Source organism: Mesorhizobium sp. B264B1B, assembly GCF_020165765.1.
Taxonomy (GTDB): domain Bacteria; phylum Pseudomonadota; class Alphaproteobacteria; order Rhizobiales; family Rhizobiaceae; genus Mesorhizobium.
Genome location: NZ_JAIUIS010000009.1, coordinates 27097 through 43521 on the forward strand (window position 1 = coordinate 27097; position 16425 = coordinate 43521).

Below are 16425 nucleotides of genomic sequence, written 5' to 3' on the forward strand. Positions count from 1 at the left end.
GCTTGATACGGTAGAATGCGCACAAGGGAGGAAACATCATGCGCAAGATAGTGACCAGCTTGCTTGCTGGTATCGGCTTGACACTTGCCTGCGGAACATCCGTCTACGCCCAGGACAAATCGCTCACCATCTTCTGGGCGGAATGGGATCCTGCCAACTACCTCCAGGAACTCGGCAACGAGTACGAGAAGGAAACCGGCGTCAAGATCACGGTGGAGACCACGCCTTGGGCCGACTTCCAGACCAAGGCCTTCACCGAGTTCAACGCTCATGGCGATGCCTACGACCTGGTCGTCGGCGACTCGCAGTGGCTCGGCGCCGGCTCGACCGGTGGCCACTATGTCGACCTCACCGACTTCTTCAACAAGCACAAGCTCGGCGAGGTGATGGCGCCGGCGACAGTGAAGTACTACGCCGAATATCCCGGCAACAGCGGCAAGTACTGGGCCATCCCGCTCGAAGGCGACGCCGTCGGCTGGTCCTATCGCAAGGACTGGTTCGAGGATCCCAAGGAGAAGGAAGCCTTCAAGGCCAAATACGGCTACGACCTCGACGTGCCGAAGGATTTCAAGGCGCTGCGCGACATCGCCGAATTCTTCCACCGGCCGGACCAGAAGAGATACGGCATCGCCATCTACACCGACAATTCCTATGACGCGATGGCGATGGGCTTCGAGAACGCGCTGTTCTCCTATGGCGGCGAACTGGGTGACTATTCGACCTACAAGGTCGACGGTTTCATCAACTCCGATAAGGCTGTCGCCGCACTCGACGCCTATAAGGAGCTCTACGAGTTCACGCCTCCGGGCTGGGCCAAGTCGTTCTTCGTCGAGGACAACCAGGCGATCACCGAAAACCTGGCCGCGATGAGCATGAACTACTTCGCGTTCTTCCCCTCGCTGATCAACGAGGCGTCGAACCCGAACGCCAAGAACACCGGCTTCTTCGCCAATCCTCCCGGGCCGAACGGCGACCAGTTCGCCGCACTCGGTGGCCAGGGCATCTCCGTCGTCTCCTACTCGCAGAAGCAGGACGAGGCGATGAAGTTCCTCGAATGGTTCATCAAGGACGAGACCCAGAAGAAGTGGGCGGCACTCGGCGGCTACACCTGCAGCGCAGCCGTGCTCAAGTCCGAAGAGTTCCAGAATGCGACGCCCTACAACAAGGCCTTCTACGAGACCATGTTCAAGGTGAAGGATTTCTGGGCGGTGCCGGAATATGCCGAACTGCTCCAGCAGCTCAACCAGCGCGTCTATCCCTACATGATCGGCGGCGAAGGCACCGCCAAGGAAACGCTCGACGCACTGGCCGCCGACTGGAACGCGACTTTTAAGAAATACGGCCGCGGCCAATAATCGTTCATGTCCCACGGAGGGGGCGCTCATGCCTCCTCCGTTTCTTTTTCTTCAAGCGGGAGCAGGGTCTTGGCGACCACGATGATCACCACGCTGGACAGATCTTCACGCGCGGCCGCGCGTGGCCTTAGCGATATTTCGATCCGCAATCTTTTCATCATCCCGACGATCCTGTTCCTGATCGTCTTCAACATCTTTCCGCTGATCTATTCGCTCGGCTATTCCTTCACCGATTTCCGCGCCTCGACCAACGCGCCGGCGAATTTCGTCGGGTTGCAGAACTACCGCGACCTGCTCAGCGACCCCTATGTCTGGTCCAACTTCGCCATCACCGCCAAATACGTGATCATCTCGGTCGCCGGACAGTTGCTGGTCGGCTTCGGCGTGGCGATGCTGCTCAACCGCGACATCCCGCTGAAGGGGCTGCTGACGACCCTGCTGCTGCTGCCGATGATGCTGTCGATGGCCGTCGTCGGCCTGTTCTGGAAACTACTCTACGATCCGTCATGGGGCGTCATCAACTATGCGCTCGGGCTTGGCAATTTCGAGTGGCTGGCCGACCCCAAGATGGCGCTCTACGCGGTGGCGCTGACCGACATCTGGATGTGGTCGCCCTTCGTCATGCTGCTGTCGCTGGCCGGCCTCTCGGCGGTGCCGAAGCACCTCTACGAAGCCGCCGCTATCGACCGCGCCGGTCCGTTCTACACCTTCTTCCGCATCACCTTGCCGCTGGTCGCGCCGATCCTCATGATCGCCGTCATCTTCCGCACCATGGAAGCGTTCAAGACCTTCGATCTGGCCTACATCCTGACCACCCAGCCGACGGCTGAACTGATCTCGATCCGGCTCTACAAGATGGCGTTCCAGGAATGGCAGACCGGGCGCTCCTGCGCGCTCGCCTACATCGTGCTGATCATGGTGCTGGCCATCACCAACATCTACGTCAAATATCTCAACAAAGTGAAGGAGCGCTGAGATGGCCGCCGTCCGCACTTCTTCCGAGATCGCCCTCAACCGCGTCGCAATCGTCGCCGTGCTGGTGGCGACAGTGATCTTCCTGGCGCCGATTTACTGGATCGCCTCGACGGCGTTCAAGCCGCGCAATCTTGCCACCACCATCCCGCCGACGGTCGTGTTCCAGCCGGAGATATCGCCCTTCGTGAAGCTGTTCACCAAGCGCTCGCAATTGCGCAGCCCGCCTTCGCCGGAAGAATATGCGGCGGCGCCCTGGTGGGAACGCGTCGTCTTCGACGGCGGCGAAAAGATCGTGCGCGACGGCAAGGGCCAGGTGCAATGGTCGGGCTATCCGAACCGTTTCATGAATTCGCTGATCGTCGCGATCACCTCGACGGTGCTGGCGGTCGGCATGGGTACGTTCACCGCCTATGGCTTCTCGCGCTTCAGGGTCAAAGGCGAGGCGGACCTTTTGTTCTTCATCCTGTCGACCCGCATGCTGCCGCCCGTGGTGGTGGCGATCCCGATGTTCCTGATGTACCGGGCGGTCGGCCTCAACGATTCCCATATCGGGCTGATCATCCTCTACACCGCCTTCAACCTGTCCTTCTCGGTTTGGCTGATGAAGGGTTTCATGGACGAGATCCCGAAGGAGTACGAGGAAGCGGCGCTCGTCGACGGCTATACGCGCATGGAAGCCTTCTTCAAGATCGTGCTGCCCGAAGCCGCCACCGGCATCGCCGCCACGGCCGTGTTCTGCTTCATCACGGCATGGAACGAATATGCCTTCGCGCTGATCATGACCAATCGCCGCGCCCAGACGGCACCGCCGTTCATCCCGAGCCAGGTCGGCTCCGGGCTGCCGGACTGGACGGTGATCGCCGCCGGCACTTTCCTGTTCCTGCTTCCTGTCGCCATCTTCACCTTCCTGCTTCGTAATCACCTGTTGCGCGGCATGTCCTTCGGAGCGATCCGCAAATGAGCTTTCGCGCCATCAACCAGAAATATCTGGAACCAGGCAGCCAGGTGCTGATGGTGCTCGGCATCATTGCGCTATGCCAGCCCTGGAGCTTGCTGCTGCACAGCTATGGGCTGACCATCATCCTGATCGGCCTGATCGGCTTCAACATCACCTCCAAGATCGCACCGCAAGAGGAAGCCGGGACCGGCCAGTCAGGCGATCCGCAGCGAAATCCGGGAGCGCAGCATTGACCCAGATCGAGCTTCGCGGCGTCCAGAAGTTCTTCGGCGCCGTCCAGGTCATCAAGGACCTCAACCTCAGGATCGAAGACAACGAGTTCATCGTGCTGCTCGGCCAGTCGGGCTGTGGAAAGACGACGACGCTGCGCGCCATTGCCGGGCTGGAGACGATCGACGAGGGCGACATCCTCATCGACGGCAAGCCCATCCAGCATCTGAAGGCCGCCGATCGCGACATCGCCATGGTCTTCCAGTCGTTCTCGCTGTACCCGCATATGAGCGTCTACGAGAACATCGCCTTTCCCTTGCGCGCCACGCGAAAGAGCAAGAGCGAAATCGACCAGGAAGTTCGCTCGGTCGCCAAGACGCTGCAAATCACGGACCTGCTCGGCAAGAAACCGTCGGCGCTGTCGGGCGGCGACATGCAGCGCGTGGCGATCGGCCGGGCACTGGTGCGGCGGCCGAAAGCGATGCTGATGGACGAGCCGATCGGCGCGCTCGACGCCAAGCTGCGCGAGGAGATGCGGGCCGAGATCAAGCGGCTGCACATCAAGCAAGGCTCGACCACCATCTACGTCACCCATGACCAGATCGAGGCGATGAGCCTCGCCGATCGCATCGTCATCATGCATGAGGGGGTTCTCCAGCAGGTCGGCTCCCCCGACGAGGTCTATTCGCACCCGGCCAACCTCTTCGTCGCGCAATTCGTCGGCAGTCCGGTGATGAACGTGGCCGACGCGGCGGTGGCCGAAAAAGCCTCGTCGGCCTCGGTGACGGTGGGCGATGCGCCAACCGGTTTCGAATTCCCGCGCGCGCTCCTGTCGAAGCTGAACGGCCATGCGGGCGGCCGGCTGGCACTCGGCATCAGGCCGGAAGGCGTCCTCATCAGCCGTGAGGCGGCGGAGGGCTTCATGGCGGTCGAGACGCAGATCGTCGAGCCGCTCGGCTCGTTCGACATCGTCGACCTGAAAGTCGGCTCCAAGATGCTGCGCGCCCGCACCAAGAGCGGCTTCATTTCAGGTCCCGGCGAGAGGGTGTTCGCCAGGATCGATCCGACACAGGCGCATTTCTTCGACGCGGCGAGCGGCAAGTCGCTCGGAGTGAGACTCTGATGGCCCATATCCAGCTCAAGAACATCTCCAAGACGTTCGGCAATCACACGGCCCTGACCGGGCTCGACCTCGACATCGCCGATGGCGAGTTCTTCGTCCTGCTCGGCGAGACGGGCGCGGGCAAGACAACGACGCTGCGGCTGATCGCCGGACTGGAAAGGCCGAGCGAGGGCCAGGTCTTCATCGACGGGATCGACGTTGCCGACTGGGGCGCCGCGGAGCGCGACGTGGCGCTGGTGCTACAGCAATATTCGCTCTACCCGCGCTATACGGTGCGCGAAAACCTCGAATTCCCGCTGAAGCCGAAGATCCGGCGGCTGCCCGACGCCGAAATCAAGGACCGCGTCGATCGCGCGGCGCGGACGCTCAGGATCGAGCATCTGCTCGACCGCAAGACCGACCGGCTGTCGGGCGGCGAGATGCAGCGCGTCTCGATCGGCCGGGCCATCGTGCGCAAGCCGCGCGTGTTCCTGATGGACGAGCCGCTGTCGGCGCTCGACGCCAAGCTGCGCGAGGCGCTGCGCACGGAACTGAAGAACCTGCAGATGCAGCTCGGCGCCACCTTCCTGTTCGTCACCCACGACCAGATCGAGGCGATGTCCATGGGCGACAAGGTGGGCGTGCTCAACCATGGCCGCATCGTCCAGACCGGCACGCCGCATGAGATCTACAACAATCCGCGCGACACCTATGTGGCGAGCTTCGTGGGCTCGCCGCCGATGAACCTCATCGACGGCAGGGTGGTCAACGATCGTGCGGTCATGGCGCCGCTGAATTTCGAATTGCCGCTTTCAGGGGGAGCCAAGGCGAGTGCGGCGACCGACGGTCGCCCGCTCGTCTTCGGCATCCGCCCCGAGGACGTCTATCTCGAGAGCGGTGCGCCGGTCGAGGCGCGCGTCCACGACGTCGAAAACCATGGCGTGGAAAAGATCCTGACGCTGCGCGTGGGCGAGACCACGCTGCGCGCCACGGTGCCGGCGCGGACCGATGTCGCGATCGAGCAGCCGGTGCGCTTTGCCTGGAATCCGGACAAGGTGGTGCTGTTCGACAAGGGCAGCGGCGTGAGTTTGCGGCACGCCGGATGAGGCGAATATCGCGAATGCGATGTTCCGGACAGCGCCCTAAACAAAAAGCCCGCCTTGCGGCAGGGCAAGGAATCCGGGTTAACGGGTCCCTCCGGAGCCTTCGTCGGTGCGCTGTTGATGAAGCATTGAACGGAAAAACCCGCCTGTGCGGCGGGTCCCTGGCGCAACTCAGCACCATAACCAAATATCTACCATAGTTGCCTTCACCCAGTCAAGAAAAAATTCCTATCATGGGAAACTGGCACAGCGGGACCGGCTGTGGTCAGGTCTTGTCAACCCGAGTTCTGAGCCCCCGCAGCAATGTCGGCCGGACAGCCGTCCCGCACCTCTACTTCGGCAGGTAGGTCTCATAGGGCTCGGTGTTGATCAGCAGGATCACGCATTCCGTGTCCGAGAGGCAGGCGTCGTCATGCATCTCATTGGCCTTCTGGGTCCAGTAGGATCCGGGAGGCAGCTCGACCTTGCTCGCCTCGCCGCCTTCCATCTGCCAGTGCGCCCATAGGCCCTGGATCACCACGGCGCGATAATCGGCGGTGTGCGCATGAACAGGGGCGTGCCAGTTGCCCGGGACTTTCAGCAAGGTACCCGCGGGGCCCTTGGCCCTTTCTCCCCATAGCGGTCCGAGACGCTGCGGTTGGTCCGGCGCCTCAGAAACATAGGGAATCTTGCTGGCCGGCAGATAGCTGTCCTCAAGGGCGAAGGCACGGCCGGGGATAGTGAGCATTGCGGCCAGCGTCAGGATCTTTAAGTGATTTGGCATCGCTTCTCCTCTTCGGGCCGACTTGCCGCCAGCGCTCGTCTGTTGGATGACAAGCTATTGCAAATGGCCAAGCCGGGAATGGCATTCTGTCCGGAACACTTGGCAATTCATCCAGGCCGGAAATCGCCACTGCAAACAGCGTTGATTTAGCCTTTTCCCGAGGCGCCGCCCGCGGCGCGCAAATGGCTGGGCGCGCTGCCGACGATGCGCTTGAAGGCCCGGCTGAACGACGCTTCCGAATCGTAGCCCAATCTGGCGGCGATCACCGACACCCGCATCCCTTCTTCCTCGAGCCACCGCCTTGCCTGATGCATGCGTACCCCGGCGACATATTTTGCCGGTGTCTCTCCGACGACGGCCGTGAAACGTTCGGCAAAAGCCGACCGTGAGGCGCCCATCTCGCGGGCCAGCGCTTCGACGGTCCAGTTCCTGTCAGGCTGCCGATGAATGGCGACCAGCACGCGGCCGATGTCCCGATCCTTGATCGCCGAGATCCAACCCGTGATGTCACCGGCGCTGTTCTCCACCCAGGAGCGGATGATGGCTGCGGCCAATACATCGGCCAGCCGCGCCAGCATCATGCCGGAGCCGGCCCGGTTCCTCGTCGCCTCGTCGGCCATGGCTTCCAGCAAATGCGGGATGCCTGGCTCGCCGGCCATCAGCTCCTTCGCGCGCAGCATATCCGGCATCATGGCCAGCAGTGGATGCGAGCCATCGTGGTTGAAGTGCATGCTGCCGCAGAACAGCAGCGTTTTTGCACCATGGCCGCCGTTCGAGACGGCGTAGACATTGTCCTGCAGGGGCTCGACGCTGTAGCTTTCGAGCGGTTCGGCTTGTACACCGGGTGCGCTGGCAAGGATATGCTCGGCGCCGCGCGGCAACAGCAATGCATCGCCGGCTTTCAGTTCCATCCATTCGCCTGGTGGCGAAAGCAGCCAGCATCCGGCACGGCCGATGAAGTGAAACCGCGCCGCCTTCTGCACCGGAAAGAGCACGGCCCAAGGCGCGCCCAGTTCGCAGCGGCCATAGTCGACGCCCTCGAGGCGCAGCGCGCGCAACATCTCGGTCAACGCACCCCCCGGGGCCGGCACAGTGTCGTTGGGCGAGGTCAAGTCCATGCCGATTCCTACAGCAGTTCAGCGTCCCACGGAAACGCTGAACTGCTGTACCTCTTCGGGCAATTCCGGACGGAATTGCTCCAGCCTGGAGTCACGGCCTGGCGCTTCAGCCGGCCTGGCGGATCTCAGCATGTTCCTCGGCACGCAGGTGGCTGGGAGCCGAGCCGATGACGCGCTTAAAGGCCCGGCTGAAGGCGGCGTCCGACTCATAACCCAGGCGTGTGGCGACGACGGAAATCTTCTGGCGATCGCGCACCAGCCATTGTCGGGCCTGGTGCATGCGCACCTGGGTGACGTACCTGGCCGGCGTCTCGCCGACAATGGTGGCAAAACGCTCGGCAAAGCCCGATCGCGAGGCGCCCATCATCCTGGCGAGCGCCTCGACGGTCCAGTCGCGGTCCGGTTCGAGATGGATGGCGGCCAGAACGCGCCCGATGTCGGGATCCCTGACCGCCGCGATCCAACCGCTTGAATCGCCGCAGCCGCGCTCGACCCATGAGCGGATCACGGTGGCGGCAAGGACGTCGGCGAGCCGCGCCAGAATGCCGCCGGAGCCGACGCGCTCCATCGTCACTTCACGCGCCATCGAGTCCAGGAGATGCGGAATACCCGGCTCATAAGCTTCGAGTTCATGCGCGCGCATGACATCAGGCATCATGCCGAGCAGGGGATGCAGGCCATCGATGTTGAAGTACATGCTGCCGAAAAACAGCAGCGTGCCCGGACAGCGACCATCGGGGCACATGGCTTCATTGGACATGCAATAGACGTTCTTGCAGACTTCTTCGGCCGCGTAGCCCTGGATCGGCCAAGCCTTGGTGCCCGGTTCGCTTGCCAGCACATGCGCTGCGCCACGCGGCAGCAGCGCCGCGTCGCCCGCCTTGAGCTCGACCCACTCGCCCGAGGGCTGCATCAGCCAGCAGCCCTTGCGGCCGATGAAGTGGAATCGCGCCGCTGCCTGGGCCGGAAACTGGATGCCCCAAGGCTCCCGCATTTCGCAACGGGCGTAGTCGACGCCATCGAGACGCAGCCCACGCAATATGTCGGTCAGCGGATCGCCAGTGGTCGGAATTTTGGACGAACGGTCAAACATAATGGTGTTTCTAGCATGGAAACTCCAGGCCGTCACTCCCTATGTTGCAGTGCAGCCAAATATTGCGCTGCAACTTCATCGGAGACTGACCATGGCCGAACCCGCGACGGGCGTCGTCGACGCCGCCCTATTGAACACTGTCGATCAGGAGGAACGAACCGAGCCGGCATGGGGCGCCGTCGTCTCGCTGGCGCTTGGTGTTTTCGGTCTCGTTACGGCGGAATTCCTGCCCGCCAGCCTGTTGACGCCGATGGCGAGCGATCTCGGCGTCAGCGAAGGCGTTGCGGGACAAGCGGTCACCGCGACGGCGATCGTCGGCGCCATTGCCGCTCCGACAATGGCGATCATGACACGGCGCATGGATCGCAGGCTGGTGATGTGGATGCTGACCGCGTTTCTGATCGCCTCGAACCTTTTGGCCGCCTTTGCCTCATCGCTGCCCATGCTTCTGCTTGCCCGCGTCGTGCTCGGCGTTGCGCTGGGCGGCTTCTGGGCGATGTCGGCGGCCATGGCGTTGCGGCTGGTGCCGATGCGGTTGATGCCACGCGCCATGTCGATCATCCTGACCGGCGTTTCGCTGGCCACCGTCACCGCCGCCCCTGTCGGCGCCTATGTCGGTGATATCTGGGGCTGGCGCACGGCTTTCATGATCGCCACGGTCGTCGCCGCGCTGGCGTTGTTGGTGCAGGTGGCCACCATTCCGAAACTGCCGCCGATGGGCGTGGCAAGTTTCCGCACCTTGCTCGAGGTGCTGGAGCGCCCGTCGATCAGGGTGGCGCTGCTGGTCGTGCTGCTGGTCGCTTCGGGGCACTTTGCCGGCTTCACCTATGTGCGCCCCTTCCTCGAGAAGATCCCGATGCTCGGCATCGAGACAATCTCGCTGGTGCTCCTGGCCTATGGCATAGGCGGCTTCTTCGGCAATATCGCCGGCGGCATCCTGGCCGAACGCAATCTCAAGGCCGCCGTCGCGCTGGCACCCCTGCTGATCGCAGTGGCCGCCGCCTCGATGCTGGTCTTCGGCGCCTCGCCGGCGATCGCCGCCGCCGCCGTGGCGGCCTGGGGCTTTGCCTTCGGCGCGGTGCCGGTCGGGCTGCAGACATGGCTGGTGCGGGCCGCGCCCGATCAAGCCGAGAGCGCCGGCGGCCTGATGGTCTCCACCTTCCAGGTGGCGATTGCGCTCGGCGCCGTCTTTGGCGGCCTGCTGGTCGATCATGCCGGCGTCGCCAGTGCCTTCGCCTATTGCGGCGCGGCGACTTTGCTGGCCGCCGTCGTGGTGTTCCTGCTCGGCCCAAAACGCGCCGGGTAGGCTCTCCCGACAATCATCCCTGACTCGGGCAACGGCCCGAGAACCATCAAGGTTCTCGGGCCGTTGTCGTTGCGATGGCGGCGTCGCTGACAGGCAGACGCGGCAGGCTGCCGGTGAAATTCAGGCTGAACGCCCATCGAAGTCGAAGATCGACAGGGCGGACGGATCGACATCGGCGACACAGTTGATATTGATATAGGCGCTGCGTTCACTCCCCTCGCGCACATCCTCGGCGAAAGGATGGATGCCGCAGGTGCGACAGAAGCGGTGCGCGATGGCGCGGTTGCCGAATGTGTAGGTGCCGATCTCGTCGCCCCAGGCCAGTACCCGCAGCGCCCGATGCGGAACGGCGCACAGCAAGGCCCCTTTGCGCGCGCAGATCGAGCAATTGCACCGCACGGCTCCGGTCAGTTCCGCCTCGAACTCGAAAGCGACCTTGCCGCAATGACAGCTGCCTTTGTAAAGCATCGTTTTCTTCCTTGCGTCCGCCAGGGGTGCAAAACCGCCCGCGCCGGGTTAAGTCTCGGCACGCCACGCGCTGGCTGCTAAGCTTAAGACGTCCCAGAGGTCCGGAGTCCGACACCGAAGATGCAATCCGTCCGCGATCACCTGGAAACTATCCTTGCGCGCCTGGCCGCCCGTGCCGGTGAAGAACGTGTGTTCACGAAACTCTATACCGAAGCCGCGCGAGCCGCAGCCGATGCCGCCGACGCGCGGCGGAGGGCCGGCGTGAGGCTCGGACCGCTCGACGGAACGATCATTTCGATCAAGGACCTGTTCGATGTCTGCGGCGAGGCGACCACGGCCGGATCGCTGCTGCTCAAGGATGCTGCGCCGGCAATTGGCGACGCCATGATTGTGCGCCGGCTGCGGCAAGCCGGCGCGGTGATCATCGGCAAGACCAACATGACCGAGTTCGCCTTTACCGCCATCGGCGACAACCAGCACTATGGCACGCCTGGCAACGCGACCGATGCCGACCGCATTCCCGGCGGCTCTTCCTCCGGCGCCGGCGTTTCCGTCGGCGAGGGGACGAGCGAAATCTCCATCGGTTCCGACACTGGCGGATCGATCCGTATTCCGGCGGCACTTAACGGCGTCGGCGGCTACACGCCGACGGCGCGGCGGGTGCCGCTCACAGGCGCCTTTCCACTGTCGGCCACGCTGGACTCGGTCGGCCCGCTCGCCCGCACCGTGGCGCAATGCGCCGCAGCCGATGCGGTGATGGCGGGCGAGGACTTGGCGCTGCCGGCGCCACTCGCCCTTGCGGGGTTGCGCATCGGTCTCCCGCGCGGCGTGCTTTTCGGAGAGACTGAAGGCGCGGTGGCAGCAGCGTTCGAGCGCTGCCTCGGCAAGATCGAGCAGGCCGGCGCACGGGTCGCGGACCTGTCGATCGACGACCTGATCGCGGACCTTCGCGCGGTCACAAAACGTGGTTCGATCGCCGCGATGGAAGGGGCTGAAGTGCATGCAGACTGGTTGGCGGCAGGCGCTCCGGTGCCGGTTGACCCGCATGTGAGCGGACCCTTGTCGCGGGCGGCAATGCTGCCGACCCCGGTTTACATCAGGGCACTGCGTCGCCGTGCTGCGTTGGCCGCCGCCATGGATGAGCGGCTGACGTCGGTCGATGTGCTGGCCCTGCCAACCACGCCGGTGACGGCGCCGACCATCGTGTCCCTGGCGCAAGATGCCGGTCTGCGCGATCGCACGGAGGGCCTGCTGCTGCGCAACACGCAGGTGGCCAACCAGTTCGATCTCTGCGCGATCTCGCTGCCGATACCAGGCATGGCGCTGCCGGCCGGCTTGATGCTGGTGGCGCGCCACGGCCATGACCGCCGTCTGCTGAGCATCGCCGCTGAAGTGGAGAGATTGCTGGGCGGCTGATCGGGACTGAACCGAATGTCAGTGTGAAGAGCAGTGCTTGCGTTCGCTGTCCTTGGCGGCGCGCTCGACGGCCGTCGCGATCAGCCACGGCAGGCTGTATTGCTTGCCGGTGATGGTCTGGGTGCGTCGCTCGATCGATCCCCTGACGACAATCTTGCCGGCAGAGAGCGCATCCGACGCCTCGACCATCGCCTTGTCCTTCGTCGGCAATCCGCCGGTGTCGATCGACACGCCCTTGATGATCTTGCCGGTGGCGAGGTCGAGCACGCTGTTCGATGGGCAGGGAGCCTTGAAGCAGCGCAGCCCGTTGTCGCAATAGACATAGCTGCTTTTGGCCGCGGCGAGCGAGGGCAGCAGGCCCGCTGAAGTGGTGGCAAGGCAAAGGAATGCGAGGCGGAGAACGGACATGGCTCCAGCGTCGCGAAGAATTGGGGCGAAACGGCGATGGTCTAGCTGTCGGCGGGAAACCGTCGCCGATAGTGCCCGACCACTTCCGGGTTGCGCAGATTGACCGGCAATTTGCCTGCCAGCACCAGCAGGGCCTCGCCGGCCGCGCCAACGCCCATGCGCATCATCGATTCCTCGGTGATGCCGGCCATGTGCGGGGTGATGACGACATTGTCGAAGCTGAAATAGGGATGATCCGGTGGCAGCGGCTGCGTCGAGAACACGTCGAGCGCGGCACCGCCGATGCGGCGCTCCCGCAAGGCCTCGATCAGCGCGTCGTCATCGACGACGGGCCCGCGCGACACGTTGATCAGCAGCGCGTTGGGTTTCATGCGCGATATGCGTTCGCGGCTGATCAGGCCGCGTGTTTCCGGCGTCAGCGGACAGCACAGGACGATGATGTCGCTCTGCTCGACCAGCGCGTCGATCGACAGGAAGCCGACCTTGTCCGGCGCCGGCTGCATGCTGCGGGTCGTTGCGACCACTTTCAGGTCGAACCCATGCGCGGCGATATGGCCAACGGCCTGTCCGACGGCGCCGAGACCGACGATGCCGATCGTCTTGCCGGCGAGCTCGATGTTGGAATTGGCGTGCTCGCGACCGGCAAGCCAACCCTTGGCGCGCAGGTCGCGGTCGACGACACGAAACTGCCGAAGCAGGGCGAGGGCTGCAAACATCACATGCTCGGCCACCGAGCGTGCGTTGACCGCCGGCACGTTGGCGACCAGCACACCTGCCGCGGTCGCTGCTTCCATCGGGATCATGTCGAGCCCGGCGCCATGGCGGATCGCTGCCCGCAACCTGGTGGCACCCTCGAACAACAGTGGCGGCAGGGGCGCGCGCACAATGACGATGTCGGCATTCCTCGCCTCGGCGGCCAGCGTGCCCGGATCGATGGCCGAGGCGACGACAAGCTCACCCGCCCCCGCCAGCATGGCCGCGGCGCGCGGATGCAGTCTGTGCGTCGACAGGATGCGCGTCATCCCCGTCAGGCCTGTTCGAGCGTCGGGTTTTGCGGCGCCGCCCCGAGGCCTTCGATCAGCCCCTTCCAGTAGCTTTCCGCGCCCTGCAGGTGGGCGCTCATCAGCGCCTGGGCGAGATTGCCGTCGCGCCGCAGCAGCGCCTCGTAGATCTGGATGTGTTCGGCATGCGAGCGCACGCTGCGCTCCGGATCGTTGAAGTAGATCGGCAGGCGCTGCTCGCCCATCAAATAGTAAACGCTGCAGATGTTGTGGAAGACGCCATTCTTGGTGGCGCGCACGATCTCGAGATGGAATTCGCGGTCCTCCTTGGCGAGGCCTTCGCCTGCCGCGATGCGTTCTTCCGAGGCCTTCAGGATCTCGCGCAGCCGTTCGAAATTCTCCTCGGTGGCACGCGAGCATGCAAGTTCGGCCGCCTTGATCTCATGGATCTTGCGCAATTCGACCGTCTCGTAGATCTGCAAGGGATCGAGCGGCAGGCCGGCGCGCGCGAACAGCGCCAGCGCCTCGACGCTGGCCTGCTTGGTGTCGATATAGATGCCGGACTTGGCCCTGCGCTCGACGATGCGCATGGCCTCGAGAATGGCCAGCGCTTCGCGGATCTGGCCGCGGCTGACGCCGAAATGCTCCGCCAGTTCGCGTTCCGACGGGGTTCGGCCCGTCTCCTTGTCGGAATGGGAGAACAGATAGGCGGCAAGCTCCGCGAGAAGGTTGTTTTCTTTCATCGTCAATTGCGTTGCGCGTGCGCCTCCAGGAATCGCTCCGAAATGGTGAATCCCAATCCGGGTTTTTCGGGGATCGCTATCATACCGTCCCTGGCTTCGACAGTCTCTTCGACAAGGTCGTGGATCATCGGATTGGCACCGAGCGAATATTCGACGGTGAAGCTCGACGGCGAGGCGGCGCAGACATGCAGCCCGGCGAAGAAGCAGGGCGCGCCGGCCCATAGATGCGGCGCAAAGCGCAGGTTGAAGGCGCTGGCGATGGTTCCGATCTTCATGGCCTCGCTGATGCCGCCGCAGAAGGCGGGATCGGGCTGGAAGATGTCGGCGGCCTTGAGCACGGCGAGGTCGCGGAAGGCATAGCGGGTCGCATCGCTTTCGCCGGTGGCGATCGGTATGGCGCCGGAGGCACGGACTTCGGCAAGGCCGGACTTGTCGTCGGCGATCACCGGCTCCTCGAACCAGGCAAGGTCGAGATCGCCGGCGAGATGGATGAAACGCTTGGCCTCCGCCACCGTATAGGTGCCATGGGCGTCGACCATCAACTCGACGTCGGGGCCGAGCGCCTCACGGGCGGCGCGAACGCGAGCGGCCGACACATGCGCGGCGCCATCCATGGCGCCGATGCGCATCTTCAGCGCCTTGAAGCCGCCCCTGGCGACATAGGATTTGAGCTGGTCGCCGATCGCGTCGGCGGACGCCCAGCCACCCGAGGCGTAGGCCGGCATGCGATCGAGCTTGCGCCCACCGATCAGCCGCCAGACCGGCTGCCCGAGCGATTTGCCCAGTATGTCCCAGAGCGCGATGTCGACGGCGCTGATGGCTGCCACGCTCATGCCGCGCCGCGCCAGCTGCGGCATGGCATGGCCGGCGCGCGCCGCGCTGTCGTGGCGCACGCCGTTGTAGAGCATTTCCCAGATGATGCCGATATCGGCCGGATCGCGGCCGACGAGCTGCGGCCCGACCTCGCGGTTCAGCATATGGACGAGCGCACCATAGCTGCCGGCGCTGCCGGCGGCGTTCTTGCCTTCGCCCCAGCCGACCAGCCCGTCATCGGTTTCGATGCGCAGGATGGCGGCGTCGAAGGTCGTCACCTGACCGAAATCGCTGCGGTGCTGCTTGGCCGCCTCGATCGGTATGCGAATCCACCAGGCCTGGACGCTTTTGATGCGCATGGTCTTCCCCGGCCCTGCCGCCGGATGGCGGGAGGGCTCATTCCCAATCGGATCGGCTACTTGATCAGCGGCAGCAACGTTTCGGCAGTGATCCGCATCTGGTCGGTGTAGAACTTTTCCGTCAGCACGCTGGAGCCGTGATCCTGGATGAATTTGAGCTGCTCGGGCGAGATGTCGACCGGGTGGCGTTCGACCATGTCGGGGTAGGGCGCGGCCGGGGTGCGGTCGACAGGCGCGACGAACTCGTTGGTCAGCGCCCCGTCATAGCCGACCTCCCGCAAGGTCGCGACGATCTTCGGCCAGTCGATCTGGCCAAGGCCTGCGGCGAAGCGGTTATTATCGGCGACATGGAAGTCGAACAGGCGCTTCCCGACCTTACGGATCGCGTCGTAAACGTTAAATTCCTCCATATGGAGGTGGTAGGCGTCCAGGCAGACGCCACATTCCGGGCTGACAGCGTCGGCCAATGCCAGGGCCTGGGCGCCGCGATTGAACAGGTAGGTCTCGAAACGGTTGAGTGGCTCGACCGCGATCTTGACGCCGACCTTCTTGGCGTGGGTGAAGCACTCCCTGGTGGCATCGACCACCCACTTCCATTCCTCTTCCTCGGTGCCGTCCGGCACGACCTTGCCGACGGTCGCGGGAACCAGCGTGATGATCTCGCCGTCGAGTTCGCTGACCATGGTCAACACGTCCTTGACGTATTGCACGGAGCGCTCGCGCTGGCCCTGGTCCCGGGCGGCAAGGTTGCGTTCGCCCAGCATCAAGGTCACGGCGCCCCAGCAGCGTATGCCGTGCTCCTTCAGGAGCGCGCGCGTCTCCTTGGTCTTGTATTGGTCGGGCTCGCCGGAAATCTCGATCGACTCATAGCCGAATTTCTTGATGCGCTTGAGCGTCGTCTCCAACGGTTCCGCGCGCATCCAGTTGTGCGTCGAAAGATGCATGGTCTGTCCTTCCCGGATCGTCCCTAATGGTTCGCCTGCAACATGCCGTCACCGGATGTGACGGACGGTTCCTCCCCAAGGCGTTCCAGCATTTCTTCGCAAACTGGTTCGACCAATTGGGCCCAAGACGAGGTCTACAGCAATTTCCCACGCGCGGCAAGAACTGTGCGATGGCAACTTGATGTCTGGATTACTCCATTGATTATATTGGACTATGCTGCCCTCCCGTGGCACGGTGGAGGGCTCTGAATGTGAGTGGCAAGGCTTGACCAAATCGCCACGTTTGGTAA

17 protein-coding genes are annotated in these 16425 nt (G+C 63.8%); 8 read left to right on the forward strand and 9 right to left on the reverse strand.

Annotation, left to right across the window (positions count from 1 at the left end):
* Positions 1 to 38 precede the first annotated feature (38 nt).
* The 6 genes from LB547_RS19245 (at position 39) to LB547_RS19270 (ending at position 5706) form a co-directional block, all read left to right on the forward strand.
* Positions 39 to 1355, forward strand: coding sequence for an ABC transporter substrate-binding protein (locus tag LB547_RS19245; protein WP_140763299.1), 1317 nt, complete (start codon positions 39 to 41; stop codon positions 1353 to 1355).
* A 69-nt stretch (positions 1356 to 1424) separates the two neighbouring features.
* Positions 1425 to 2330: a carbohydrate ABC transporter permease gene (locus tag LB547_RS19250; protein ID WP_140500408.1), complete on the forward strand. Its 906-nt coding sequence runs from the start codon at positions 1425 to 1427 to the stop codon at positions 2328 to 2330.
* A 1-nt stretch (position 2331) separates the two neighbouring features.
* On the forward strand, positions 2332 to 3291 hold the full coding sequence (locus tag LB547_RS19255; RefSeq protein WP_140500406.1) for a carbohydrate ABC transporter permease: 960 nt from the start codon (positions 2332 to 2334) through the stop codon (positions 3289 to 3291).
* On the forward strand, positions 3288 to 3521 hold the full coding sequence (locus tag LB547_RS19260; protein ID WP_140500404.1) for a hypothetical protein: 234 nt from the start codon (positions 3288 to 3290) through the stop codon (positions 3519 to 3521). The genes LB547_RS19255 and LB547_RS19260 overlap by 4 nt, the downstream gene beginning before the upstream one ends.
* Entirely contained in the window at positions 3518 to 4621 is a 1104-nt protein-coding gene (locus tag LB547_RS19265) for an ABC transporter ATP-binding protein (RefSeq protein WP_140558332.1), read from the forward strand. Before LB547_RS19260 ends, LB547_RS19265 begins: the two co-directional genes overlap by 4 nt.
* A complete protein-coding gene (locus LB547_RS19270; RefSeq protein WP_140500400.1) occupies positions 4621 to 5706 on the forward strand; it encodes an ABC transporter ATP-binding protein in 1086 nt (361 codons plus the stop codon). Before LB547_RS19265 ends, LB547_RS19270 begins: the two co-directional genes overlap by 1 nt.
* A gap of 328 nt (positions 5707 to 6034) precedes the next feature.
* Here the strand turns inward: LB547_RS19270 and LB547_RS19275 are convergent, their stop codons facing one another.
* The 3 genes from LB547_RS19275 to LB547_RS19285 form a co-directional block, all read right to left on the reverse strand.
* On the reverse strand, positions 6035 to 6466 hold the full coding sequence (locus LB547_RS19275; protein ID WP_140763296.1) for a DUF4437 domain-containing protein: 432 nt from the start codon (positions 6464 to 6466) through the stop codon (positions 6035 to 6037).
* A 146-nt stretch (positions 6467 to 6612) separates the two neighbouring features.
* The gene (locus LB547_RS19280; RefSeq protein WP_224655822.1) at positions 6613 to 7584 is read right to left on the reverse strand and encodes an AraC family transcriptional regulator; all 972 of its coding nucleotides are present in this window, start codon (positions 7582 to 7584) and stop codon (positions 6613 to 6615) included.
* 106 nt (positions 7585 to 7690) lie between these two features.
* Positions 7691 to 8677 carry an AraC family transcriptional regulator gene (locus LB547_RS19285; RefSeq protein WP_140500395.1) on the reverse strand — a complete coding sequence of 329 codons (987 nt, stop codon included), beginning with the start codon at positions 8675 to 8677 and terminating at the stop codon, positions 7691 to 7693.
* A 91-nt stretch (positions 8678 to 8768) separates the two neighbouring features.
* Here LB547_RS19285 and LB547_RS19290 point away from each other — a divergent pair, with 91 nt between their 5' ends.
* Positions 8769 to 9983: an MFS transporter gene (locus LB547_RS19290; protein WP_140763290.1), complete on the forward strand. Its 1215-nt coding sequence runs from the start codon at positions 8769 to 8771 to the stop codon at positions 9981 to 9983.
* 120 nt (positions 9984 to 10103) lie between these two features.
* Here the strand turns inward: LB547_RS19290 and LB547_RS19295 are convergent, their stop codons facing one another.
* Complete coding sequence (locus LB547_RS19295; protein ID WP_140763287.1) at positions 10104 to 10451, reverse strand: GFA family protein; 348 nt, start codon at positions 10449 to 10451, stop codon at positions 10104 to 10106.
* 120 nt (positions 10452 to 10571) lie between these two features.
* Here LB547_RS19295 and LB547_RS19300 point away from each other — a divergent pair, with 120 nt between their 5' ends.
* A complete protein-coding gene (locus LB547_RS19300) occupies positions 10572 to 11867 on the forward strand; it encodes an amidase (RefSeq protein WP_224702943.1) in 1296 nt (431 codons plus the stop codon).
* 18 nt (positions 11868 to 11885) lie between these two features.
* Here LB547_RS19300 and LB547_RS19305 read toward each other — a convergent pair whose 3' ends face one another.
* The 5 genes from LB547_RS19305 to LB547_RS19325 are packed head-to-tail and all read right to left on the reverse strand — an operon-like array spanning position 11886 to position 16135.
* Positions 11886 to 12275 carry a hypothetical protein gene (locus LB547_RS19305; protein ID WP_140522584.1) on the reverse strand — a complete coding sequence of 130 codons (390 nt, stop codon included), beginning with the start codon at positions 12273 to 12275 and terminating at the stop codon, positions 11886 to 11888.
* 41 nt (positions 12276 to 12316) lie between these two features.
* A complete protein-coding gene (locus LB547_RS19310; RefSeq protein WP_140500385.1) occupies positions 12317 to 13297 on the reverse strand; it encodes a hydroxyacid dehydrogenase in 981 nt (326 codons plus the stop codon).
* 5 nt (positions 13298 to 13302) lie between these two features.
* Entirely contained in the window at positions 13303 to 14019 is a 717-nt protein-coding gene (locus tag LB547_RS19315; protein WP_140513801.1) for a FadR/GntR family transcriptional regulator, read from the reverse strand.
* 2 nt (positions 14020 to 14021) lie between these two features.
* Entirely contained in the window at positions 14022 to 15191 is a 1170-nt protein-coding gene (locus LB547_RS19320; RefSeq protein ID WP_140500381.1) for a mandelate racemase/muconate lactonizing enzyme family protein, read from the reverse strand.
* A gap of 56 nt (positions 15192 to 15247) precedes the next feature.
* On the reverse strand, positions 15248 to 16135 hold the full coding sequence (locus tag LB547_RS19325) for a sugar phosphate isomerase/epimerase family protein (RefSeq protein WP_140500380.1): 888 nt from the start codon (positions 16133 to 16135) through the stop codon (positions 15248 to 15250).
* Positions 16136 to 16425 lie beyond the last annotated feature (290 nt).